The following is a 20,526-nucleotide window of genomic DNA, read 5'->3' as shown; positions in this document are numbered from 1 at the left end:
GCAGGCGAACGAGCCGTCCACCAAGTGAACCCCCGGCAAACACTCAACTCACCGGGGGCAGGTGGGTTAGGGGGTTTGAGGGTGGAGGGTGGCGCGGAAGCCGACTCGGTCGCCTCGGTAGAGGGAGCGGACTACCTCTATGGGTTCGCCACTGGTGTCGCGGCTGTTGCGGTGGAGGAGGAGCATGGGGAGGGATTGGGTGGCTTTGAGCAGTTCGGCCTCGCGGGGCGTCGCGATGACTGTTTCGACAAGTTCCTCGCCCGCGCCGAAACGTACGCCCAGCTGATCGGTCAGGCAGCGGTACAGCGAACCGGTCGGATCGAGCTCGTCCTTCAGGGTCGGGAAGCGCGCGACGGTGAGGTACGTGGTTTCGAGGCCGATCGGCTGGCCGTCCGCGAACAGGACGCGTTCGAGCAGGTGGACGGGATCTCCGGCCGCGATGTTCAGCTGCTCGGCGAGCTCCGCGTCGGCGGCGATCTGCTCGAAGGCGACCACCTCACGCCCGGGCGTGTGCCCCTGCGCGCGCAGCGCCTCGGTGTAGCTGACCAGCGCCAGCGGCTGGACGAGCTTCGGCGTCGCCACGAACGTGCCCTGCCCTTGCCGCGCCCGCAGCCGGCCGTCCGCGATCAGCTCGCGGATCGCCTGCCGCATCGTCCAGCGCGACACCCCGAAGTCCTTCGCCAGCACCCGCTCGGGCGGCAGCGCCGCGCCCTCCCCGAGCCGCTCGACGACCTCGACCAACCGCGTCTTCACGACGAAATGCAACGGCTCGCTCACGTGCCGACAATAGTCGAGCCCCGGGCGGGAAAAGGTCGAGCCCCGGGCGGCGACCCGGGGCTCAGGTGGATGGATGGACAGTGGCGGTTCTCAGCTGCCGGACTTGCGCCGGAACTGGCGCTTCTGCTTGTCGTTGTGCGCTTCGCCGACGCCCTGGCCACGGACCCCGCGGCCCGGGTGCGCGTGATTGCCGGCGTTCTTCTTCTCCAGCGCTTCCCGAAACTTCTTCTGCAGATCGTCCGCCGGCTCGCTGGACTTGTCGCTCATACCGTCTCCTTCACAAACCGTCAGGCGTACGCACCCACGCTAACCGAGAGTCAGCACCGCCGCGACCGAAATCTCCCTCCGTGAAAACCTCCGCGGGCGTCCACGGCGCGCTGTTAGGTTCGGCGTACGCCTGCAGAGGCACCGAGAAAGGAACCCGAAATGCTGGTCAGCGGTGAGGCAATGCTCGCGATCGCACTGGTCGAGCTCGGCCTGGTGATCACCCCCGGGCCGAACATGATCTACCTGGTCTCCCGCTCGATCGCCCAGGGCCGCCGCGCCGGGCTGATCTCGCTGGCGGGCGTCGGCCTCGGCTTCTTCGTGTACTTGCTCGCGGCAAGCGCTGGCCTGGCGACCCTGTTCGCGCTGGTCCCGGAGATCTACCTGACGCTGAAGCTGGTCGGCGCCGCGTACCTGCTCTGGCTCGCCTGGAACGCGTTCCGCCCCGGTGGCAGTTCGGTGTTCGCGACCCAGGAGCTGGAGCCCGATCGGCCACGCAAGCTGTTCGGCATGGGCCTGCTCACCTGCCTGCTGAACCCGAAGATCGCGATTCTCTACATCTCGCTGCTGCCCCAGTTCCTGGACCCGTCCCGCGGCCACCTCGGCACCCAGAGCCTGATCCTCGGCTTCGTCCAGCTCGCCGTCGGCGTCGCGATGAACGCGGTCTTCGTGATCACCGCGGGCTCGATCGCCGGTTTCCTCTCCCGCCGCCCGACCTGGCTCCGCATCCACCGCTACCTGACCGGCACCGCGCTGGCCGTCTTCGCCATCCGCCTGGCGACCGAACGCGCCCGCCCACTCGCAACGCACTGAACTGTCGGCCCCGGGCACTAGCGTGACTCGGGATGGACACCGTCGACCGATTGATCGCATCCTGGGCGTACGAGCCGGTGGCCGCCCTTGCCCGCGAGCACGGCCTCCCGGCGATCACCCGCGAGTACCTGCTCGACACCTTCCCGGCGGCGGATTGGGCGTACGCCGAGAAGGCCGCGCGGGCGCTGACCGATCACTTCGCGGGCGCACGGTTCGCGGACGAGGTCGAGTACGGCGTGCTGCTCGTCCCCGACCCGAACCTCCTCGACACCGGCCGCCCGATCCCGCGACCATCCGGGGTTCCGGACGTCTTCGACGAGCGACTGCCCGCGGGTGTGCGGTTGCCCGGTGGACGGCCGTGGCAGCTCGTGGTGAGTGTGATCGGGGCGTACGGGCCGTCGCTCGGCAGTTACAACGATGTCGTCGCCGGTGACGACTTCACCGTCCTCGGTCAGGACACCCGGACGTGGATGACGCGGCAGCTGTGGGGCGCCCGGTTGCTGCAATGCGGCGCGCATCCGCCGGACTGTGAGGACAACGAGCGCTGGACCTTCACCCTGTTTCCCGGCGAGGACCTGGTCGACGGACAGGCCGAGTCCGGCACGGTGCTGAAAGGAAAGGTGCGCTTCCGCCTCGGCAAACCCGACCGTGGCATCGGCTCCGCGCGCGTCGCGCCGGCGCTGGTAATTGATGTGCGGGCGGGTTAGGGGTCGCGGATACTCTTCGGATGATGCATGCGGGGCAGTTGGATGTGAGCGTTGCGCTGGTCTCGGAGTTGGTGCGGGAGCAGTTCCCGGCGTGGGATGGACTCGCGGTCCGGGCGGTGCCTTCGCATGGGACGGTGAATGCGATGTTCCGGATCGGCGACGAGCTGGTGGCGCGGTTCCCGATGCTGCCTGGCGATCCGGCGGAAGGGCGCGCGGAGCTCGAGGCTGAGGCAGACGCGGCCCGCCGGTTGCGCGCGATCTCGCCGTACCCGACGCCGGAGCCTGTTGCGATCGGTGCGCCAGGCGCCGGGTATCCGATGCCTTGGGCGGTGTACAGCTGGCTGCCGGGCACGATCGCGTACGACGCGGATGTCTCCGGGTCGACCGTTTTCGCCGAGGACCTGGCGCGCTTCGTACGCGCATTGCGGGCTGAACCGACCGAAGGGCGGATGTTCACCGGGTCGTGGCGTGGCGGCGCGCTGACTTCACAGGACGCGTGGGTCGCCGAGTGTCTGGAGAAGAGCCGCGGCATGATCGACGTCGATGGGCTGACGCGGTTGTGGGCCGATCTGCGTACGACGCCGCGGACCGAACCGGACGTGTGGACGCACCGCGACCTGATGCCCGGCAACCTGCTTGTCGCGGACGGGCGGCTGGCGGCGGTGATCGATGTCGGCGGGTTCGCTGTCGCCGATCCGGCGATGGATCTTCAGCCTGCTTGGAACCTGCTTGACCGGACGGCGCGGGAGGCGTTCCGGGCAGCGGTTGGCAGCGATGACGCGGAGTGGCGGCGCGGGATGGCCTGGTCCTTCGCTCAGGCGATCGGCTGCCTCTGGTACTACGTGGACACCAACCCCGTGATGTCCCGCACCGCCCACCACACCCTCACCGCACTCCTCGACGCCTAGCCGGCTCACCGGCCGGCGACGAAGACGAACTCTTTGCCGGGGCGGTCCGGGGCCTCGCGGACGTCCTCCACCGTGAACCCGGTCGCCACCAGCGACTCCTCCACCTCGACCCGCTCCCGGAAACGCAAGGTCGACACCGACGTCAGCTCCGCCCCATCCGACGCGAACACATACCGGGACCGGAACGTCACCAGCGGCAGCTTCACCTCGGCCGGCTCCACCCACTGCTCGACCGTCTCGCCGCCAATCGTCACCTGCTGGTACGTACGCTCCCGCGTCCACTCCTCCCACGCACGCCGCGCCGGATCCCGGGTCTCGAATACGAACCGCCCACCAGGCACCAACGCCGCCCGTACGCCGGCCAGCGTCGCCAACCACTCGTCATCGCCCAGAAACACCTGCGCCACGTTGCCGGTCATCACCGCAAGCTCCACCTGCAACGGCGGCAGCGTCGTCGCATCCCCGTGCACCCAGGTCACCCGATCGGCGAACTCCTTGCCCCGAGCAACCTCCAGCGAGGCGCCCGCCGGATCGACCCCGACGACCTCGACCCCGTCCTTCGCCAGCAAGCACGCCAACTCACCCGTACCGCACCCGACATCGAGCACCTTCCGCGCCGAGAACTCCCCCACCATCGCCACGTAGTGCACCAAGTCACCGCGCCCCGCCTCCAGCGCATCATAAATCGCAGCCAACCGCGGTTCGCCGAACAACGCATCAACCATCCCGCGACATTAGCCATCCCACCGCCAGCCCGCGATCCCATTTCACGGGCTGGAGTTCGGCGGAACGACAGGACGTAGAGGTGTACGTACATCGCCGCGCCCGCCTGGCTGGCCCTGCCGGGGCGCTGAAAACGGCGACACCTCCTGTCGATCTGGCGTTCATGACGTGGCGCCGGTGTAGCGCTTGAGGCCGGCTCGCCAGGCCAGGGCAGCCAGCGCGGCCGCTCCGCCGGCGGCTGCTACGCCGGCCAGGACGGGCAGCAGTTGTGGACCGCGGAGTAGGGCGGCGGAGGGGATGGAGGCGATGAGGGCCATGGGGAAGACATAGGTGAGTAGCAGCCGGATCGGGCGGGTGAAGACGTCTGTCGGGTAGCGGCCGAGTTGCCACGCGGAGTGGTAGAAGACGTCGAGCTGCAACTTCGGCGCCCAGAAGGCCAGGCAAGCCAGCAGCACGCTCAACGCCCACGTCACCACGAGCCCGGCAACGACCAGCACCAACCAGCTCAGCACGCCGGCCAGGCTCGGCGGCCGGTCCGCGGCCGCGATCCCCCAACCCAAGACGACCCCGCCGAGCACGGACTGGATCAGCGCCAACGGCGACGACAGCGACAGACTCGCCAGGAACAGACTCGAGGCCGGCTGCAGCAAGTACCCGTCGAGCTTCCCATTGCGGATCCCGGTTTCGGGGAACCACGCCAAGTTCGGATCGATGAAGGTCGCGCGCAATCCCGTGATCAACTGATAGGTCCCGATCAGCACCAGGAACTCCGCTTTCGACCACCCGGCCAGACTGTCCGCGCGGGTGAACACGATCAGCACCGCGGCAATCGCCGTACCAAGACCGGTGAACGCCAGCAACACGTCGAAGAACAGGTTGATCCGGAACGCCACACTCCGGCGCAGCGCCAGCGAGAAACCCACCCCCACCAGGCGAAGCAGCTTCATGATCCCACCGCCGTGTACCTGCGTACGCCAACTCGCCAACTGATCGTGACGGCTGAAATCAGCACCGCGATCCAGGCGAGTTGATAGCCGAGCGCCCCGGTCGAACGAGTACCCGCGGCCAGGTCAGCGGGAAGACCGATCATGCCGTAGAACGGGAGAACTTCCGCGACGCGCCGCCAGGTGTCCGGCAAGAGTGCGATCGGCGCCGCCGTACCACCGAGCAGGAAGATCAGCTGCCCGCCGAACCCGACAACCGAATGCACCTTGTCGGTCCAGAACGCGGTCAGCGACAGCAGAAATGTCCACAAAAACACCAGAATCCCGGCCAGCACGATGTACGGCGTACTCCGCAACACCGCCGCCCAATCAAAACCGGCCCGCAACAAAATCCCGGTCAGTACGACGACCGGCGCACCGAGAAAGGTCAGCCACATCCGCGTCGCCAGATTCATTCCGACCACGCCGATCACGACCGGCTGCGGGCGGAGCAGTTCGTGGCTGAGCGTACCGTCGTAGATCTGGTTGGAGAACGTGTGCTGCTCGAAGGATTCGGTCATCAAGGTGACCAGGATGACCGCGATGTAGTACCGCGCGATCGCCGGGTCATCCGGGTACACGGCGGACCAGACGAACAACCCGATCAACGGCCCCAGCACTGCCTGCACGGTGAGGGTCGCCAGGAACCACCACGCCCCCGACCACGCCAGCACCTCCTGCCGGAGACGAAAGCCCAGTAAGACAAAGGTTCTCATCGCAGACCTTCCCGGTACGCCTGGTCGATGACCTTCTCCAGCGGCGGTTCCTCGACCGCGAGATCCACGACTTCAAGCGCCTGCAGCAACCGCGCCGTCGTACCGGCCACCTCGTCACGCGGTACGCGAAGAACCCACTGCCCGTTGGATTTCTCCACCACCTCGCCGAACTGCTCCGGGTTCGCCGCACCGCGCGCCGAGATCCGGATCAGCTTGTACGGCGACAAGCGCGCGGACAGTTCCGCCAGCGGCCCGTCGTACGCGACCCGGCCGTGATCGATCAGGATCAGCCGCGGACACAGCGACGCGACATCGGCCATGTAATGGCTGGTCAGCAGTACGGTCGCGCCGGTCTGCTCCACGTACTCCGCGACGAACTCGCGGATCTGGCTCGCCGCGCTGACATCGAGCCCGATCGTCGGTTCGTCCAGGAACAGCACTTCCGGGCGGTAGATCAGCGCCATCGCGAGACCGACCCGCATCCGTTCGCCGAGGCTGAGGGCGCGGAGTTGGCGCTCCAGCAGGGGTTGCAGGTCGAGCAGGGCCTCGAGTTCGGCGAGCGTCTGGCGGAAGGCGGGGCGCGGTACGTCGTACAGGAGACGTTGGTACTCGAGCGAATCCATCACGGTCAGCTCCTGCGAACCGCCCACCGGCTGACTACCGCGGACGAACGCGATCCGCTTCAGGAACGCCGCGCGACGGTGCCACGGGGTCGCGGCGAGAACCTCGACCTCGCCGCCGGTGGGATGCAGGATGCCGGACAAGATCTTCATCGTCGTGGTCTTGCCGGCCCCGTTCGGCCCGATGAAACCGGCCACTTCACCGGGTGCGATCGCGAAGGACACTTGGTCGAGGGCCTGCACAGTCTTGTATTCACGGCGTACGAGCGAACCGAGCGCGGCCCGCAATCCGCCTTTGCGGACGGGCGCCTGATAGGACATCGAGAGGTTCCGCACCTGGACTGCAGTCATGCGATCGACCGTAGAGACAAAAGACGCCAGCTGATGGCTTGTTTTTCTGCGATAGTCGGAGGATGCGCGCCGAACGGCTCCTCCGCTTGCTGTTGCATCTGCAGACCCGTGGTCAGTCCACGGTCACGCAGCTCGCGGCCGCGCTGGAGGTGTCGCCGCGGACGATTCAGCGGGACCTCGAATCGCTGAGTCTGGCCGGTGTCCCGGTGTATTCGATTCGCGGGCGGGGCGGTGGGTGGGCACTGCTGCCCGACTATCGCAGCCGGTTGACCGGGCTCACGCCGTCCGAGGTGATGTCGGTGTTCGTCGGAGCGACAGCTCATGTACTGGCTGATCTTGGGCTGGATGCTTCGAGCGAACTCGCTGTCACGAAGCTGATCGCGTCCTTGCCGGAGGGGGTGCGCCGCGAGGCCGAGTACGCCCGGCAACGGCTGCTGATCGACCACGCCGGCTGGGACGACCACCGGGAGACCCCGCGCTGGCTGTCCTTGTGCCGCGAGGCCGTCTGGCAAGAACACCAACTGGAAATCACCTACGGCGACACCCCATCTGGTTCTGGGCGTGGGCCGTTCGCCGTCTCCCCGTTGGGCCTGGTCGCCAAGAGCCGTACCTGGTATCTCGTCGCCGCCCGTACCGACGGCCGCCTGCGTACCTATCGCCTCTCCCGCCTCACCTCGGCCGCTCCCACCGACCGCCCCTTCACCCGCCCACCAGACTTCGACCTCGCCACCTACTGGCTGCAGTCTCAGCGCGAGTTCCAGGCGTCCCGCCCGTCCTACCCGATCATCCTCAAGGTCCGCGACGACGCCCTCCGCCGCTTCCGTCCCACCCACCCGATCATCCCCACCGAAGACGGCTGCTGGCTCGTACACGCCGATCTGGAGAACCCCCACGAAGCCTGCGCCGCCGTCCTGGCCCAGTCCGGCGCCGCCAAGGTCATCTCCCCACCAGAACTGATCGCGATGGTCCACAACGCCGCCGAACACATCGCCAACTCCCACTGACCGCGCGGGCATCACCACCACGACGTACTTTCAGTGCACAGCGGCCGGTCACAGCTCCACGCGGAACAGCCCGATCGCCGGATCGACCACAGCACCAACCCGCGTACCCACCCGCAAACTCAGGGACGACGACCGCTTCCAAGTCGCCTCGAACGCCGCGAACCCCGCCCCACTCACCCGCAACTCGAGCTCGACGCCGGCCGATTCCCCGTCGTCCCACCGGCCCAGCTCGATCACCTCCGCGACCGCCGGCACCCCGAACGCGTCGAGCTGCCGGTTCTGCTCCCGTTCGACGGACGTGCTCGCCCAGAGCGCGAGCCCGAGCGGAAGCAACAGCACCGTGAAGACGATCCCCATCACCAGCACATCCGCCCCGGCCAGCAACCGCGCCCCCAGCATCACCGGTCCGGACAAGATCATCACGCCCGCGATCCCGTACACACTGACCGCGCCCACCCCAGTGACTCGCGACACCAGTGTCCAGTGGATCTCGTCCGCCACCATGTCAGTTCTTGCCGTCCTCGGCCCGCACCCACCGCGCCAACTCGTCCGCCAGTGCCTGGAGTCCCGGAAGCAGCTCCGCGTCGTACGGGAGGTTGTGGCGCCGACCGTGCCTGGTGATGATCTGCAGTATCGGCCGCCGTCCGGGCTTGATCTCGAGCCGCGGTTGCTCACGAAGGTGATAGCGCGCGGCGTCGACGTAGCCGAATACCTCCAGTACGCGACCGTCGAAGGAGAGCAGGACGCGGTCGTTGACCGGCGCCTCGTGCGGCGCGGTCACGGGTTCAGGCCGTCGCCGGCGTAGAGGTACGCACCCGGTGTGCTGGGGTCGGCGATCAGGTACACCTGGTCGCCGGTGCGGGGGATTCGGAGCTTCGAGACGATCGTCCGGAGCGTCACGGCGGCATCAGAACCGGACAGCTGCAGTACGAGGTCGACCACCGGGTCGTAGTTGATCAGCCGACCGGTGTCGGCGACCGACACCACGACAGCCGGTACGGTCGGTGCGCCCGCTGCGAGCAACTGGCGTACGTCCTGACCGGAGTGGTACGCGCCGATCGACTGCTGGACCTTGGCGAAGTCCTCCTGCCCGAGGAAGGCGCGAGTGGTGCGACCGTACAGCCCCTTGCCGCTCGCGACCTTGTCGATGATCTCAGCGGCCTTCTGCTCGCGGCTCTTGCGTCCGAAGAGTCCCATGTCTTCTCCTAGTGCTCCTACTCGGTGTATGTGCAGGACACTAGGAGGGGCGGGACGTCTACCGATCCCAGGTTCGCCCGCGCGTACGGGGACCACGTACGCTCCCGGTATGCCGAACCAGGCGACCGGTGAACGGCGCCCGCGTGCCATGGTCATCGACCACACCTGGCGTGCCCTCGGGCCTGGACTGGAGTCACTCAGTGGCCCGGGCGGTGCTCCACTGACGCGTACGGTGAAGCTGATCGTCCTGCCGCTGATCGTCCGGCCCGCACTGCACCCTGAGCTCGCGACTGACTTCCTCGCACCGGAGCAGGCTGCGCAGCTCGAGGCGCTGATCCAGGAGTCGGCGGGGTGTCTTGCTGCGACGGCGCGCTGGTTCACGCTGTTGAAGAAGGCACGCCGGGCACTGGGTGTGGTGGCTGGTAACCCGCAGGACTTGTACTTCCAGCGCTGCTACGAGCTGGCGACCGAGCACGGCGCACCGCAGTCCGATGCGGAGGTGATCGCTCGTACGGTCGTTCAGGAGATCGCCGACTCCGCGGACCGCACTGTGGAGGCTCTGCGCAACCACCTCACGAGCCCCGAGCGGCGCGCTCAACTGGACGCGGCACTGGTCGAGGCCTGGGCTGCTCGATCCCTCTTCCACGAAGCTGATGCTGCTGCGGCTGCTGCATTGGCAGGGGAGGCGCTGGACTCGTGTGGTGCACCAGACTCCCCGGCGTACGGGGCGATGGTCGCCGCTGGGCACGGTGAGCTGTTCGGCCAACTGGTGTGGACACAGGCGAGCTCGGGGGATCTACCGACGCACTTGGGCCTGACCGTGCATCCGGTACCCGTACGCCCCGAGGTCGGTCACAGTAGTTCGACCGCTGCACTGCCCGCGCCGCTGGACCGCACTCTGTACGACCGCCTGTTCGTTGTACTCCAATCGTCGAGCCGCCGCGATGAATTGCCACCGGTGCCGACCCTCGTCAGCCGGGAGGTCAACCGCAGCTGCTCTCCGCTCGGCCTGTTCGACGAAACCCTCCGAGTCACCGCCGCCCTCGGCGCCCACCTCGCTGTCGGCCTCGACCCACTGGGCGTCGGCGGCGGACCAGGTGCCAGCGGCGGAGCGGGCGTCGGCGGTGGGGTGGGGTTGACTGCGGCGCACCGGGTCGTCAACAGCCGCTGGCGGCGAGAGGCCTCCGTACTCCGTGCACGCCGGATGACTGTCTCCCCAGACCCCGACGGCGGCGTACTGAACTCCCTCGCCCAGGACCTCCGTACTCCCTGGGCCGCGTACATGCGCCGCCTCTGGGTACGTCTCCACGGCCGCGACGTCCGCGACGCACCCCTCCCTGACTTTCCAGCAGCGTGGACAGTGCTCGACGGAGTAGCCCGCTCAGTGATGATGGACCACCGCGCCCGCGTCCGCTCGGCGCTCCGCACCCTGGCGACCACTACAGCGGACCCGGCCGAGCCGAGGAGCGCCTGATGCCCGCGACTACCGTCCGGATCACCCAGTCCCCCGACGGCACCATCACAGTGCTCCCGGACTACCCCGCAAGCACTACCGACTTCACTCGCGCAGTACTGGACGTGGCCGGCGCCGTGCTCACCTGGCCCATCCTCGACGGCGCCACGCTGCCTACCGCGCACATCCACGACCCAGTACGCGCCCAGCAGTGGCTATGGGCCTTGTACAACGAGCAGGTAGCCACTGCGGTAGATGACGTTGCCACTGCCGTTGTGGTGGAGCAGTCGGCTCTTGGGCGTACGGCGGGGCAGCTGGCCTTTGCGCATTGGGCTGCCCGCTGGTGGCCGGTGTCGTACTTGGACGGCATCCCTGACCTGAATCCAGCCGTACTCGCACTAGAGACCGCCGCACTCACTCACCGCTGCCAGCAACTGTTCGACGACCAGGACGACCAGCCCGACAACTGTGCCGCTGACCTGATCGGAGAGCACCAGTCCACGCTGATCCCCCTGCTCCACTGGCTGCACACTCCCTCGATCACACCAGTAGTGGCGCAGCAGCTCACTGACGTCCTGCAGCTGATCGACGACGCGGCGGACAGCTCCGGCTTGGACAGTCCAGCGTTGCGTACGCTGCGCGCTGCCCTGAGCCAGGAACCAAGCCCCACAACCGCGCCGGCTGAGCTGTTCGCACCGCAGAACGGTTATGCCCTCGCAGCCGGCGATCAGCACGCCGCCACCGGCCGATTGATTGCTAGAGGCAATGGAACGAACGATTGGCGCCGGTACCCGCCCGGCTTTGTCGACGCCTCCGAGGATGCAATCTCCTGGACCGTGCGCGCCCAGGGCGCCCGCCGTCAGCTGGACATCGAGGTCGTCGCACATCCGTCGGCTCCGACAGGTGCGCCGCTCGCCGCAGACGTACACGTACGCGACCGATCCGCACCCGGAACACGTTCCAGCAGCGAGGCCCGGATGCTCCTCACCAGGCGGGACGACAGCTGGACCGGCAGTGCAGAGCTCCCCGTACCACTAACTTCAGCGCCGGAAGAGCAGCTGTTGATCGGTGTGGAGGTGCTGCTGCCCGGGTTCGACCCAGGCGCCGGGCCCGACGCCCGCGCCGACCGGACCGCAGTCCGCGCCCTCGCCCGCCAACGAATGCTCCACGCAACAAGCACCACCGAACCAGCCATCCAGCCGTTGCTGGCAGAGGTTCTTGCCGGGGTTTCCGATGGTGGGGACTACTGACGAATGACTGACAGCTCGAACCTACTCCAGTTGTACGGCGACCCGTTCGACGCGGGGTTCGCCCGCGCGCAGGAGCATCACCTGGCCGCCGAGTTCACCGCCGCGTACGACCTGTACGCCGAACTGCTCACCTTGGCCGAAACCCTCGACGACACCCCTGACGTACGGTTCCTCCGAGCACACCTGCTGGCCGACCTCACCAGCGTCCACCTCTCGGCCTCCGATCTGCCCAGCGCGGACGACACCAGTACGCGATCGCATGCCCTTCTCGACAGCGTCGCCCAAGCTCCAATGGGTCCGCACGGCCGGCAACTCTGGCTGGAGCTGCAGCTCCGCACGATGATGGCGAGATCCGCAGTACTCAGCAACACCGGTCACCTGGACGAGGCGCTCAGCTGGCTCGACAAGGCAGCCACCGTGCTGCCCGAGTTCATCGACCACGACGGACTGCGCGCAGCCGAGCTAGGCCTCAACCGCGTCCTCCTCCTGATCGACCGTAGTGAATGGGGCAAGGCGGAGGAACACGCCACCCTCCTGCTCGCCACTACCCCGTCCACCGCCGCGGAGGTGATCCCCCGCCTGCAGACAGCGCTCGGCTCGATCTGCTCCACTACCGGGCGGTACGAGCTTGCTGAGGACTACTTTGCCCAAGCAGAGCAGGGCTTCCAGGCACTGGGCGACACCGGTGAAGTACAGACGCTGCTTGCACACCGGGCGTACCTCGCGATGGAACGCGGTGAGCTCGACCAAGCCGAGCAGCTCTTCGTACAGGCCTCAACCTACTTCGAGGAGCAGCACCGGTACGGCGATCTGGCGGCATGCGAGCAGGCACGGAGCTATCTGGCTGATCTACGCGGTGACAGCGCGAACGCCCGCGAACTGATCACTACAAGCATGGACCGGTTCGCGCGGCTCGGTGCATCGATCGCGGCCGCGGACAGCAAGCTGCTGGGCGCTCAGCACGCGTACGAGCGCGGTGACCTCGAGGAGCTGAAGCGCCTGGCGCAGGAGGCGCGCGATGTGTACCAGGAGCAGGAGCTCTATGAGCGGTGCGCACAAGTCGACCTGATGCTGGCGCGGACCCTCGAAGACAACCTGAACCAGACAGACCACGGCGATCACACTCGTGCCTCTGTTGACACTGCGCTCTCACTGGCTCTGCCGGCTGCCCTGACTCTTGCTGCGGCCCGCCACGACTTCGTCACTGCGCACGCCCGCAACCAGTGGCTCGCGCTGGCTAATGAAGCCATGCGGCTGGTCTTCCGCCTGGCTGTGCGCCGCCAGGACCAGGGCCTCCTGTTCGAACTGGTAGAACACCAGTGCGCCGGCGCTGCACTCGCCCTAGCCGCTCCACCCGCTCCCACAACGCCAGTCTTCCCAGAGCCTGCGATGAAGACGTACGGCCCGCCGCTGACGCTCGGAGGGGTTGCTGCAGACGCCGCTGCGTCAGTTGGGCTGCGTGTCGCACCACCACCGAAGGTACGGATGTCGGCGGAACGGGTGGCGCTTCAGGAGTACATAGCAGCGGCTGAGTTCCGCTACCGGCGGCCGATCGTGGACCAGGAGGAGGTGCCGTTCTGGGACACCTCTGAGCTCACGAGCCGGCCGGTCGTCCAGGTCCGGCTAGCTGACTCGGGTGACCTGTTCATGACGTGGACGTGGGCTGGTGGTGCGACGGGGTTCGGTACTGGGCGCGGGCCGGCTGATGAAGTCGATGCGGCAGTACGTGAGTTGGCGGCTGCATTACCCGGTACGGGCGAGGGCGCTGCTGGAGTACGCCGCGCTTTCGCTGGTGCACTGGCGGATCAGCGTGCGGAAGCACAGTTGGCGCGTACGCTCGGCAAGGCACTGTGGCCGGACGGGCTGACTGCACAAGTACGCCAGGTACTAGAACGTGCGGGCCGGCCACTCGTACGCATCCAGCCGTCGCCGCGGGTCGCCCAGGTCCCGTGGGAGCTACTGGCACTGGACGACAACAACACCCGGCTCCTGGACCTGGCAGACGTAGTAACCACCGCCCCCACCTCCCTACGCCGCCAACAAACCCAGCCCCCGTCCGCTGCGCAGGCCCCGCCCGCTGCGGACTCGCCGGTCGTGTTGGTACTTGATCCCCGCGTGCCCGGCTTCCGGGCTGACTCCGCGCTCGGCTCAGTGCTAGGACCACCCGGCTCCGACCCGGAGCTACTAGCCCTGGTCGAGCGCCACTTGGCAACCGGAGCCATGCATCCGACCGCAACCACCCCACCAGACGCATTCCGCCGCTCCGACCTGAACCGCGACTGGCTAAGCGACGTACTCCGCAACGGCGCCCGCAGACTCCTGTACGTCGGCCACGTCACCGGCGCACCAGTAGAAGGCGGCCAAAGCGAAGACGGCGCCCTGCACCTCTCCTGCGGCCCCGAAACCACCGGCCTGACCGCCCTGACCCGCACCCACCGCCCGCTATCCGCCAAGGACCTACTCCTAGGCACCCTCCCACTGCACAGCGACGGTCAGCCAGGTACGCGCGTCTGGCCCGCCCCACCCCGAGTAGCCCTACTCGGCTGCGAATCCGGCGGCGACCTGCGCTTCACCGAGTCCTTCGGCCTAGCCACAGCCATGCTCCACAACGGCGCCCACCTGGTCACCGCCACCCGCTGGCCCCTACCAACCAACCACGCCTTCCACACCCTGGCCGGCGTCCCCACCTCAGTACGCCCGCTCTCCACAGCCATAACCGCCGTAGACACCGCCCACGACCACCCCGACCCGATCCGCCACCTAACCCACTACCAACAAACCCAACTAACCCACTGGCGAACCACCCCCACCCCCGCCCACTCCCCCTTACTCTGGTCATCCCTAACCACCATCGTGATCTGACCGGCGCACTACGCAGGAGTCAGCTGTCGAGATGCGCGACGACAACCGCGTCATGCTCGACGATGTGATCGACCACCGCCCAGAACTCGGGCAGCGCGGGGTGTACAAGCGCCTCGTCCCTGGTCAACTTATGCCCGAACGTTTTGCTCGTGCTGAAGGCCGCGGCCGCCGGCACCAGCGACGCCGCCGGCGACACCGGTCCGTCAACCGCCCCAATCCGGCACCCAAACGTGTACCGCCCGGCCGCGTCATCCTCCCAGTTCGGCGAGAACACCACGTCGATCCACACCTCAGGTCCGTCGTGGTCGTAACAGGACGCGTAGTAGACAACGTACGCGTCACCGTCGCGATACATGAAGCCGGTGACAACGGTCTTCGACCTGCCGCAGTGCTGACAGACCGACTCCCGAACCTGCGCCCCCACCTCAATCTCAAGCACGCCGCCGTCCCGCCCCCACACCCCTGCTTCCTGTTCCTACAAGCTGAAGCGGAAGTCCACCACGTCGACGTCCGCCCCCACCAGCCCGCATTTTCTTTCCTAGACGTTGAATCTGAATTCGACTACGTCGCCGTCTTGCATCAGGTAGTCCTTGCCTTCCATGCGGACCTTGCCGGCGGAGCGGGCGGCGGTCATGGAGCCGGCTTCGATGAGGTCGGTGAAGGAGACTATTTCGGCCTTGATGAAGCCGCGCTGGAAGTCGGTGTGGATGACGCCGGCGGCTTCGGGGGCGGTGGCGCCGCGGGGGATGGTCCAGGCGCGGGATTCCTTCGGGCCGGCGGTCAGGTACGTCTGCAGGCCGAGGGTGTCGAAGCCGACGCGGGCCAGCACGTCCAGGCCGGGCTCGTCGATGCCCATCTCGGTGAGCATCTCGCGGGCCTCGTCCTCGTCGCCGAGTTCGACCAGCTCGGCCTCGAACTTGGCGTCCAGGAAGATCGCCTCGGCCGGCGCGACCAGGTCCCGCATCTTCTGCTTCAGGTCTTCGTCCGCGAGCTCGTCGGCGTCGCAGTTGAACACGTACAGATACGGCTTCGCGGTCATCAGCATCAGCTCGCGGAGCGCGTCGCGGTCGACGTTCGTCGCGATGATCGGCGTCCCGGCCTCGAGGTGCTTCTGCGCCTCCCGGACCGCGTCCAGGACGGCCACGCTCTCCTTCTTCAGCCGGGCTTCCTTCTCCAGCCGCGGGATCGCCTTCTCGACGGTCTGCAGGTCGGCCAGGATCAGCTCGGTCTGGATGGTGGAGATGTCGTCGGCCGGCGAGACCTTGCCGTCGACGTGGGTGACGTCGTCGTCGCGGAACACCCGGGTGACCTGGCAGATCGCGTCCGACTCGCGGATGTGGCTGAGGAACTTGTTGCCCAGCCCCTCGCCCTCGGACGCGCCGCGGACGATGCCGGCGATGTCGACGAACTGGACGGTGGCCGGGATCACCTTCGCCGATCCGAACACTTCGGCCAGCTGGTGCAGCCGCGGGTCGGGTACGCCGACCACCCCGACGTTCGGCTCGATGGTCGCGAACGGATAATTCGCGGCGAGCACGTCGTTCTTGGTCAGCGCGTTGAACAGGGTGGACTTGCCCGCGTTCGGGAGCCCGACGATTCCGATGGTGAGTGCCACGGGAGGCAAGGGTACGCGGCCGGGGCGCCGAACCCCCAACCAGCCGCCCGGATCCAGCGTCTTCTCCACCGTGACCACCTGGACCGATCGTACCGGCCTGTCCTCACGCTTCGTGTTCGGCTGCCTGCAACTGCTCCGTTTCGGCTGGCTCGAAATGGTGTCGTGCCTGTTCCCGGCGTTCCTGTTCGCGGGCCTCGCGGTGTCCAAGTACGTCGACCTGCCGATCGCCCGGTACGACGCGTTGCTGCTGTACTGCCTCGTACTGACCCTGCTCTTCTGGCTGGTCCGTCTGGAGACGTGGCGCGAAGTGGCGGTGATCTTCGGTTTCCACCTGGTGGGACTCGGACTCGAGTTGTTCAAGGTGCACGTCGGCTCCTGGCAGTACCCGGGCGACGCGGTGACGAAATTCGCCGGCGTACCGCTGTTCGCCGGATTCATGTACGCCGCGGTGGGCAGCTACATCTGTCAAGCGTGGCGCCGTTTCGAGCTCCGCGTGAGTGGATACCGCCCGATTCAGACCACGGTGCTCGCCGTACTGATCTATCTGAACTTCTTCACCCATCACTGGCTTCCCGACCTGCGGATCCCGATCGCGATCGGCCTGCTGGTCGTACTGCGCCGCGCCTGGGTCTTCTACACCGTCGGCGTACGGCGCTATCGCATGCCGCTGGCGGTGTCCTTCGCGTTGATCGGGTTCTTTCTCTGGATCGCGGAGAACGCCGGCACCTTTCTGGACGCGTGGAACTATCCCGATCAGGTCAGCGTGTGGCGAATCGTACATCCGCAGAAATTCGGTGCCTGGTCGTTGCTGGTCAGCATGAGCTTTGTGCTGGTCGCGAGCGTGAAGTCGCTGGAAGGCAGGCTCTATCACCGCGGCACGTCCGCGACAGTCGAGATCTCTCCGCAACACGACCACGCCAACCAAGCTGACAGGTAAGGCGTCTTCCACTGGTGTGAGGGGCTCCTGAGGGGGAGCTGGGAAACCGCCTGATCTGCAAGGGGAGATTTGATGTCCGGTAAGTTTGCCGCGCTCGTCGCGACCGGAGTGGCGCTCGCCGTCGTCGCGGGTTCGCTGCTCGTCCTGGCGCTCGGGCACGAACGGCAACCGAAACCGGCCGCCGCGTCCGCGCAGAGTCCGGCGACACCGGGTCCGCAGCCGACCGAGACACCGACGCTGAACGCCCCGCCGTCGACCCCGCGCCGCCCGGCCCCGAACCCGACCGCGGCATTTGCCTCTGGCAACAAAAAGGTGCTCTTCCTGAGCTTCGACGACGGGCCGGACCCGCTCTGGACCCCGAAGATCCTGCAGATCCTGGCCAAGTACGGAGCGCACGCCACGTTCTTCGAGCTGGGCGAGATGCAGGCCGCGCACCCGGGCCTCCGCGAGCAGGTGATTGCCGCCGGCAACACCATCGGCAGTCACTCGATCACGCATCCGCAGCTGACCGCGGTGTCATCGGCGAAGCGGCACCACGAGATCTTCGACGGACCGCAGTCGACCTGTTTCCGGCCGCCGTACGGCGCGTCGAACCCGAAGGTCCGGGCCGACATCCGCGCCGCCGGCAAGGTCCAGGTGCTCTGGAACGTCGACCCGCGCGACTGGGCCCGGCCGGGGACGAACGCGATCGTGCACAACATCCTCACCCGCTCGCACAACCGCGACGTCATCCTGATGCACGACGGCGGCGGGAACCGCGCGCAGACGGTGGCGGCGCTGGACAAGGTGCTTCCGTTGCTGAAGGCGCAGGGTTACAGCTTCCCCGCGATGGATTGCTGAGCGTCGGTCCCGAAAACTGTCGGTGGCCTTCGGCACCATCGGTGCCATGACCGGTACGACGCTGCTGCTGATCCTGCTGTTCGGTTTCATCGGACTGCTGCTGGGTGCCGCGTTCGGTGTGCTCTGGGCGCGCGGGCGCGACGGTTCGCGGCTGGCCCGGATCACCGCCGAGCGGGACGCGGCCGAGGACCGGGTCGTCGAGCTGACCCAGGAGCGGACCTCCGTCGGTCAGCAAATGGGCGGCCAGGCGGTGGTCAAGGAGGCGCTGGACCGCCTGCACGCGCAGCTGGGCGAGCTCGAGAAGGGCCGCGCGGCCTGGCAGAGCCAGCTGCACCAGCAGGTCAACGAGGTGCGGATGAGCGGCGAGGCGTTGCGCCGTGAGACCGCGTCGCTGTCGACCGCGCTGCGAAAACCGCAGGTCCGCGGGCGCTGGGGCGAGCTGCACCTGCGCCGGACCGTCGAGCTGGCCGGCATGGTCGCGCACTGCGATTTCACCGAGCAGGCGACGACGTTCGGCGAGGACGGCATTCTGCGTCCTGACCTGGTGGTTCGTCTTGCCGAGGGCAAGAATCTCGTCGTCGACTCGAAGGTGCCGCTGGCCGCGTTCCTGGATGCGAGCGAGTCCGATGACGCCGAGTTCCGCGAAGACCGGTTGCGCGCACACGCCCGGCATCTGCGTACGCATGTCGATCAGCTGGCCGCGAAGGCGTACTGGACGCGCTTGTCGCCGTCACCGGAGTTCGTGATCCTGTTCGTACCGGGCGAGTCGTTCCTGTCGGCGGCGCTCGATGTGGAGCCTTCCCTGCTCGAGTACGCGGCCGAGCGGCGGGTGATCCTGGCGACACCGACCACCTTGATCGCAACGTTGCGCGCGGCGGCGTACGCCTGGAATCAGTCGGCGCTGACCGAGTCGGCGCAGCAGGTGTTCGAGCTCGGGCGGGAGTTGTACGAGCGGCTGGGCACTATGGGCGATCACCTTGGCCGGGTCGGGCGCTCGCTGACGTCGGCGGTCGAGGCGTACAACGGGACCGTCGGGTCGTTCGAGCGGCGGGTCTTCATCACTGCTCGCAAGCTCCGCGATCTGCATGTCACCGAGTCGGAGCTGACCGCGATGGAGTCGATCGAGGCGTCCGTACGACCGCTGACGGCGCCGGAATTCCTCGCCCTGGAAGATCCTCAGCCGACCCGACACTGGCCGCCCACCCAAGCGGGCTGACGCTCTGCCCTGTCGGAAAGCCGACAGTGACGAGCTGTTGACACTTCGTGGTCACCTCACGACACGATGAGAGCGCTCTCTCAAAGCACTGTGAGGAGGACCAACATGTGGTTCAGAACCCGCCTATCAGCCCTCGCCGGCGCTCTGCTATCTGCGTCGGTTTCCGTTCTACCGGCCAACGCGCAGCAGCCGGCCGCGGTCCCGGCGACCATTCCGTTGACGATCACCAACAACTCGGGCCGTACCGGCGCCGTCTACATCTACAACCTGGGCACGAACCTGGCGACCGGGCAGCAGGGCTGGGCCGACGCCGCCGGTACGTTCCACGCCTGGCCGGCCGGTGGGAACCCGCCGACCCCAGCCCCGGACGCATCCATTCAAGGACCCGCAAGCGGCCAATCGACCACGATCCGGCTGCCGAAGTTCTCCGGCCGGGTGTACTTCTCGTACGGCCAGAAGCTCGTCTTCAAACTGACCACCGGCGGCCTGGTGCAACCCGCCGTCCAGAACCCGAGTGATCCGAACCGGAACATCCTGTTCAACTGGTCGGAGTACACGCTGAACGACGGCGGGTTGTGGATCAACAGCACCCAGGTGGACACGTTCTCCGCGCCGTACGCGGTCAGCGTCAACGGAAACACCACCGGCCATCTCAAACCCGGTGGGTACAACGCGGTCTACAACTCGCTCCGCAACACCGGTTGGGGCGGGCTGATCCAAACCGCACCCGATGGTTCCGTACTGCGCGCGCTTTCTCCTTTGTACGGTGTGGAAACCGGCGCACTTCCCGCGAATGCGATGGACGACTACATCAATCGGGTCTGGTCGAAGTACACCTCGGAAACGCTGACCGTGACACCGTTCGGCGACGGTACGAAGTACTTCGGCCGCGTCGCGGGCAATGTCATGAACTTCACGAACAGTTCCGGGGCAATCGTCACGTCGTTCCAGAAACCCGATTCGGCCAGCGTATTCGGCTGTTTCAAATTGCTCGATGCACCGAATGATCAGGTCCGCGGCCCGATTTCCCGTACGCTCTGCGCTGCATACAACCGCTCCACCCTGCTGACAAACCCCAACCAGCCGGACCCGAACAGCACGAACTTCTACCAGGACGCGGTCACCAACCAGTACGCCAAAACCATCCACACCCAAATGATCGACGGCCGCGCCTACGCCTTCGCGTTCGACGACGTAGGCAACCACGAATCCCTCGTCCACGACGCCAACCCCCAACAATCCGCCCTAACCCTCGACCCCCTCAGCTAGGACTTGAGGTGCGCCCAGTAG

Annotated in this window: 22 protein-coding genes; 11 read left to right on the top strand and 11 right to left on the bottom strand. The window is 67.1% G+C overall.

What is annotated here, in order from left to right; genetic code table 11:
* Positions 1 to 66: 66 nt before the first annotated feature.
* Positions 67 to 777 (bottom strand): GntR family transcriptional regulator, encoded by a 711-nt coding sequence (locus tag ABD260_RS24810; RefSeq protein WP_344236863.1) that lies wholly within the window; start codon positions 775 to 777, stop codon positions 67 to 69.
* Positions 778 to 867: 90 nt separating this feature from the next.
* Positions 868 to 1,044 (bottom strand): DUF5302 domain-containing protein, encoded by a 177-nt coding sequence (locus tag ABD260_RS24805; protein ID WP_184841532.1) that lies wholly within the window; start codon positions 1,042 to 1,044, stop codon positions 868 to 870.
* 159 nt (positions 1,045 to 1,203) lie between these two features.
* Between ABD260_RS24805 and ABD260_RS24800 the strand changes: the two genes are divergently transcribed.
* The 3 genes from ABD260_RS24800 to ABD260_RS24790 are packed head-to-tail and all read left to right on the top strand — an operon-like array spanning position 1,204 to position 3,469.
* On the top strand, positions 1,204 to 1,854 hold the full coding sequence (locus ABD260_RS24800) for a LysE family translocator (protein ID WP_344236860.1): 651 nt from the start codon (positions 1,204 to 1,206) through the stop codon (positions 1,852 to 1,854).
* Between the two features lie 32 nt (positions 1,855 to 1,886).
* Positions 1,887 to 2,561 carry a hypothetical protein gene (locus ABD260_RS24795; RefSeq protein WP_344236858.1) on the top strand — a complete coding sequence of 225 codons (675 nt, stop codon included), beginning with the start codon at positions 1,887 to 1,889 and terminating at the stop codon, positions 2,559 to 2,561.
* Between the two features lie 20 nt (positions 2,562 to 2,581).
* Positions 2,582 to 3,469 (top strand): aminoglycoside phosphotransferase family protein, encoded by an 888-nt coding sequence (locus ABD260_RS24790; protein ID WP_344236856.1) that lies wholly within the window; start codon positions 2,582 to 2,584, stop codon positions 3,467 to 3,469.
* A 5-nt stretch (positions 3,470 to 3,474) separates the two neighbouring features.
* Here the strand turns inward: ABD260_RS24790 and ABD260_RS24785 are convergent, their stop codons facing one another.
* From ABD260_RS24785 to ABD260_RS24770, 4 genes are all read right to left on the bottom strand, one after another.
* The gene (locus ABD260_RS24785; RefSeq protein ID WP_344236854.1) at positions 3,475 to 4,194 is read right to left on the bottom strand and encodes a class I SAM-dependent methyltransferase; all 720 of its coding nucleotides are present in this window, start codon (positions 4,192 to 4,194) and stop codon (positions 3,475 to 3,477) included.
* 159 nt (positions 4,195 to 4,353) lie between these two features.
* Positions 4,354 to 5,139, bottom strand: coding sequence for an ABC-2 family transporter protein (locus tag ABD260_RS24780; protein ID WP_344236853.1), 786 nt, complete (start codon positions 5,137 to 5,139; stop codon positions 4,354 to 4,356).
* Entirely contained in the window at positions 5,136 to 5,891 is a 756-nt protein-coding gene (locus ABD260_RS24775) for an ABC-2 family transporter protein (RefSeq protein WP_344236851.1), read from the bottom strand. The genes ABD260_RS24780 and ABD260_RS24775 overlap by 4 nt, the downstream gene beginning before the upstream one ends.
* Entirely contained in the window at positions 5,888 to 6,862 is a 975-nt protein-coding gene (locus ABD260_RS24770; RefSeq protein ID WP_344236849.1) for an ABC transporter ATP-binding protein, read from the bottom strand. The genes ABD260_RS24775 and ABD260_RS24770 overlap by 4 nt, the downstream gene beginning before the upstream one ends.
* Before the next feature lie 62 nt (positions 6,863 to 6,924).
* Here ABD260_RS24770 and ABD260_RS24765 point away from each other — a divergent pair, with 62 nt between their 5' ends.
* The gene (locus ABD260_RS24765; RefSeq protein ID WP_344236847.1) at positions 6,925 to 7,866 is read left to right on the top strand and encodes a helix-turn-helix transcriptional regulator; all 942 of its coding nucleotides are present in this window, start codon (positions 6,925 to 6,927) and stop codon (positions 7,864 to 7,866) included.
* A gap of 48 nt (positions 7,867 to 7,914) precedes the next feature.
* On the opposite strand, the gene ABD260_RS24760 is transcribed toward ABD260_RS24765, so the two are convergent.
* The 3 genes from ABD260_RS24760 to ABD260_RS24750 are packed head-to-tail and all read right to left on the bottom strand — an operon-like array spanning position 7,915 to position 9,063.
* The gene (locus ABD260_RS24760) at positions 7,915 to 8,370 is read right to left on the bottom strand and encodes a hypothetical protein (protein ID WP_344236846.1); all 456 of its coding nucleotides are present in this window, start codon (positions 8,368 to 8,370) and stop codon (positions 7,915 to 7,917) included.
* A 1-nt stretch (position 8,371) separates the two neighbouring features.
* Complete coding sequence (locus ABD260_RS24755; RefSeq protein WP_344236845.1) at positions 8,372 to 8,647, bottom strand: hypothetical protein; 276 nt, start codon at positions 8,645 to 8,647, stop codon at positions 8,372 to 8,374.
* Positions 8,644 to 9,063, bottom strand: a complete 420-nt coding sequence (locus ABD260_RS24750; RefSeq protein WP_344236843.1) for a hypothetical protein — start codon at positions 9,061 to 9,063, stop codon at positions 8,644 to 8,646. Before ABD260_RS24750 ends, ABD260_RS24755 begins: the two co-directional genes overlap by 4 nt.
* Positions 9,064 to 9,172: 109 nt before the next feature.
* On the opposite strand from ABD260_RS24750, the gene ABD260_RS24745 reads away from it, so the two are divergent.
* The 3 genes from ABD260_RS24745 to ABD260_RS24735 are packed head-to-tail and all read left to right on the top strand — an operon-like array spanning position 9,173 to position 14,628.
* Entirely contained in the window at positions 9,173 to 10,537 is a 1,365-nt protein-coding gene (locus ABD260_RS24745; protein ID WP_344236841.1) for a hypothetical protein, read from the top strand.
* Entirely contained in the window at positions 10,537 to 11,766 is a 1,230-nt protein-coding gene (locus tag ABD260_RS24740) for a hypothetical protein (RefSeq protein ID WP_344236840.1), read from the top strand. Before ABD260_RS24745 ends, ABD260_RS24740 begins: the two co-directional genes overlap by 1 nt.
* Before the next feature lie 3 nt (positions 11,767 to 11,769).
* Complete coding sequence (locus ABD260_RS24735) at positions 11,770 to 14,628, top strand: CHAT domain-containing protein (protein WP_344236839.1); 2,859 nt, start codon at positions 11,770 to 11,772, stop codon at positions 14,626 to 14,628.
* A 19-nt stretch (positions 14,629 to 14,647) separates the two neighbouring features.
* Here ABD260_RS24735 and ABD260_RS24730 read toward each other — a convergent pair whose 3' ends face one another.
* Together ABD260_RS24730 and ychF are read right to left on the bottom strand one after the other, a co-directional pair.
* Positions 14,648 to 15,067: a hypothetical protein gene (locus tag ABD260_RS24730; RefSeq protein ID WP_344236837.1), complete on the bottom strand. Its 420-nt coding sequence runs from the start codon at positions 15,065 to 15,067 to the stop codon at positions 14,648 to 14,650.
* A gap of 99 nt (positions 15,068 to 15,166) precedes the next feature.
* Positions 15,167 to 16,243, bottom strand: coding sequence for a redox-regulated ATPase YchF (gene ychF, locus ABD260_RS24725; RefSeq protein WP_344236835.1), 1,077 nt, complete (start codon positions 16,241 to 16,243; stop codon positions 15,167 to 15,169).
* On the opposite strand from ychF, the gene ABD260_RS24720 reads away from it, so the two are divergent.
* From ABD260_RS24720 to ABD260_RS24705, 4 genes are all read left to right on the top strand, one after another.
* Entirely contained in the window at positions 16,233 to 17,180 is a 948-nt protein-coding gene (locus tag ABD260_RS24720) for a DUF817 domain-containing protein (RefSeq protein WP_344236833.1), read from the top strand. The genes ychF and ABD260_RS24720 overlap by 11 nt on opposite strands.
* A gap of 72 nt (positions 17,181 to 17,252) precedes the next feature.
* On the top strand, positions 17,253 to 18,020 hold the full coding sequence (locus ABD260_RS24715) for a polysaccharide deacetylase family protein (protein ID WP_344236831.1): 768 nt from the start codon (positions 17,253 to 17,255) through the stop codon (positions 18,018 to 18,020).
* Between the two features lie 46 nt (positions 18,021 to 18,066).
* Positions 18,067 to 19,236, top strand: coding sequence for a DNA recombination protein RmuC (locus tag ABD260_RS24710; RefSeq protein ID WP_344236829.1), 1,170 nt, complete (start codon positions 18,067 to 18,069; stop codon positions 19,234 to 19,236).
* A gap of 105 nt (positions 19,237 to 19,341) precedes the next feature.
* Positions 19,342 to 20,505, top strand: a complete 1,164-nt coding sequence (locus tag ABD260_RS24705; RefSeq protein ID WP_344236827.1) for a glycoside hydrolase family 64 protein — start codon at positions 19,342 to 19,344, stop codon at positions 20,503 to 20,505.
* Positions 20,506 to 20,526: the final 21 nt, after the last annotated feature.

The sequence above is a fragment of the Kribbella hippodromi genome (genome assembly GCF_039531045.1).
In the GTDB taxonomy this organism is placed as follows: Bacteria; Actinomycetota; Actinomycetes; order Propionibacteriales; family Kribbellaceae; genus Kribbella; species Kribbella hippodromi.
Note: the sequence above shows the minus strand (reverse complement) of the source record. Positions and strands in the feature narration are given on the sequence as shown.

Excerpts from the sequence above, each read along its gene's own strand:
- ABD260_RS24805 (WP_184841532.1), bottom strand. The coding sequence starts at position 1,044 with ATGAGCGACAAGTCCAGCGAGCCGGCGGACGATCTGCAGAAGAAGTTT.
- ABD260_RS24800 (WP_344236860.1), top strand. The coding sequence starts at position 1,204 with ATGCTGGTCAGCGGTGAGGCAATGCTCGCGATCGCACTGGTCGAGCTC.
- ABD260_RS24795 (WP_344236858.1), top strand. The coding sequence starts at position 1,887 with ATGGACACCGTCGACCGATTGATCGCATCCTGGGCGTACGAGCCGGTG.
- ABD260_RS24790 (WP_344236856.1), top strand. The coding sequence starts at position 2,582 with ATGATGCATGCGGGGCAGTTGGATGTGAGCGTTGCGCTGGTCTCGGAG.
- ABD260_RS24785 (WP_344236854.1), bottom strand. The coding sequence starts at position 4,194 with ATGGTTGATGCGTTGTTCGGCGAACCGCGGTTGGCTGCGATTTATGAT.
- ABD260_RS24780 (WP_344236853.1), bottom strand. The coding sequence starts at position 5,139 with ATGAAGCTGCTTCGCCTGGTGGGGGTGGGTTTCTCGCTGGCGCTGCGC.
- ABD260_RS24775 (WP_344236851.1), bottom strand. The coding sequence starts at position 5,891 with ATGAGAACCTTTGTCTTACTGGGCTTTCGTCTCCGGCAGGAGGTGCTG.
- ABD260_RS24770 (WP_344236849.1), bottom strand. The coding sequence starts at position 6,862 with ATGACTGCAGTCCAGGTGCGGAACCTCTCGATGTCCTATCAGGCGCCC.
- ABD260_RS24765 (WP_344236847.1), top strand. The coding sequence starts at position 6,925 with ATGCGCGCCGAACGGCTCCTCCGCTTGCTGTTGCATCTGCAGACCCGT.
- ABD260_RS24760 (WP_344236846.1), bottom strand. The coding sequence starts at position 8,370 with ATGGTGGCGGACGAGATCCACTGGACACTGGTGTCGCGAGTCACTGGG.
- ABD260_RS24750 (WP_344236843.1), bottom strand. The coding sequence starts at position 9,063 with ATGGGACTCTTCGGACGCAAGAGCCGCGAGCAGAAGGCCGCTGAGATC.
- ABD260_RS24745 (WP_344236841.1), top strand. The coding sequence starts at position 9,173 with ATGCCGAACCAGGCGACCGGTGAACGGCGCCCGCGTGCCATGGTCATC.
- ABD260_RS24740 (WP_344236840.1), top strand. The coding sequence starts at position 10,537 with ATGCCCGCGACTACCGTCCGGATCACCCAGTCCCCCGACGGCACCATC.
- ABD260_RS24735 (WP_344236839.1), top strand. The coding sequence starts at position 11,770 with ATGACTGACAGCTCGAACCTACTCCAGTTGTACGGCGACCCGTTCGAC.
- ABD260_RS24715 (WP_344236831.1), top strand. The coding sequence starts at position 17,253 with ATGTCCGGTAAGTTTGCCGCGCTCGTCGCGACCGGAGTGGCGCTCGCC.
- ABD260_RS24710 (WP_344236829.1), top strand. The coding sequence starts at position 18,067 with ATGACCGGTACGACGCTGCTGCTGATCCTGCTGTTCGGTTTCATCGGA.
- ABD260_RS24705 (WP_344236827.1), top strand. The coding sequence starts at position 19,342 with ATGTGGTTCAGAACCCGCCTATCAGCCCTCGCCGGCGCTCTGCTATCT.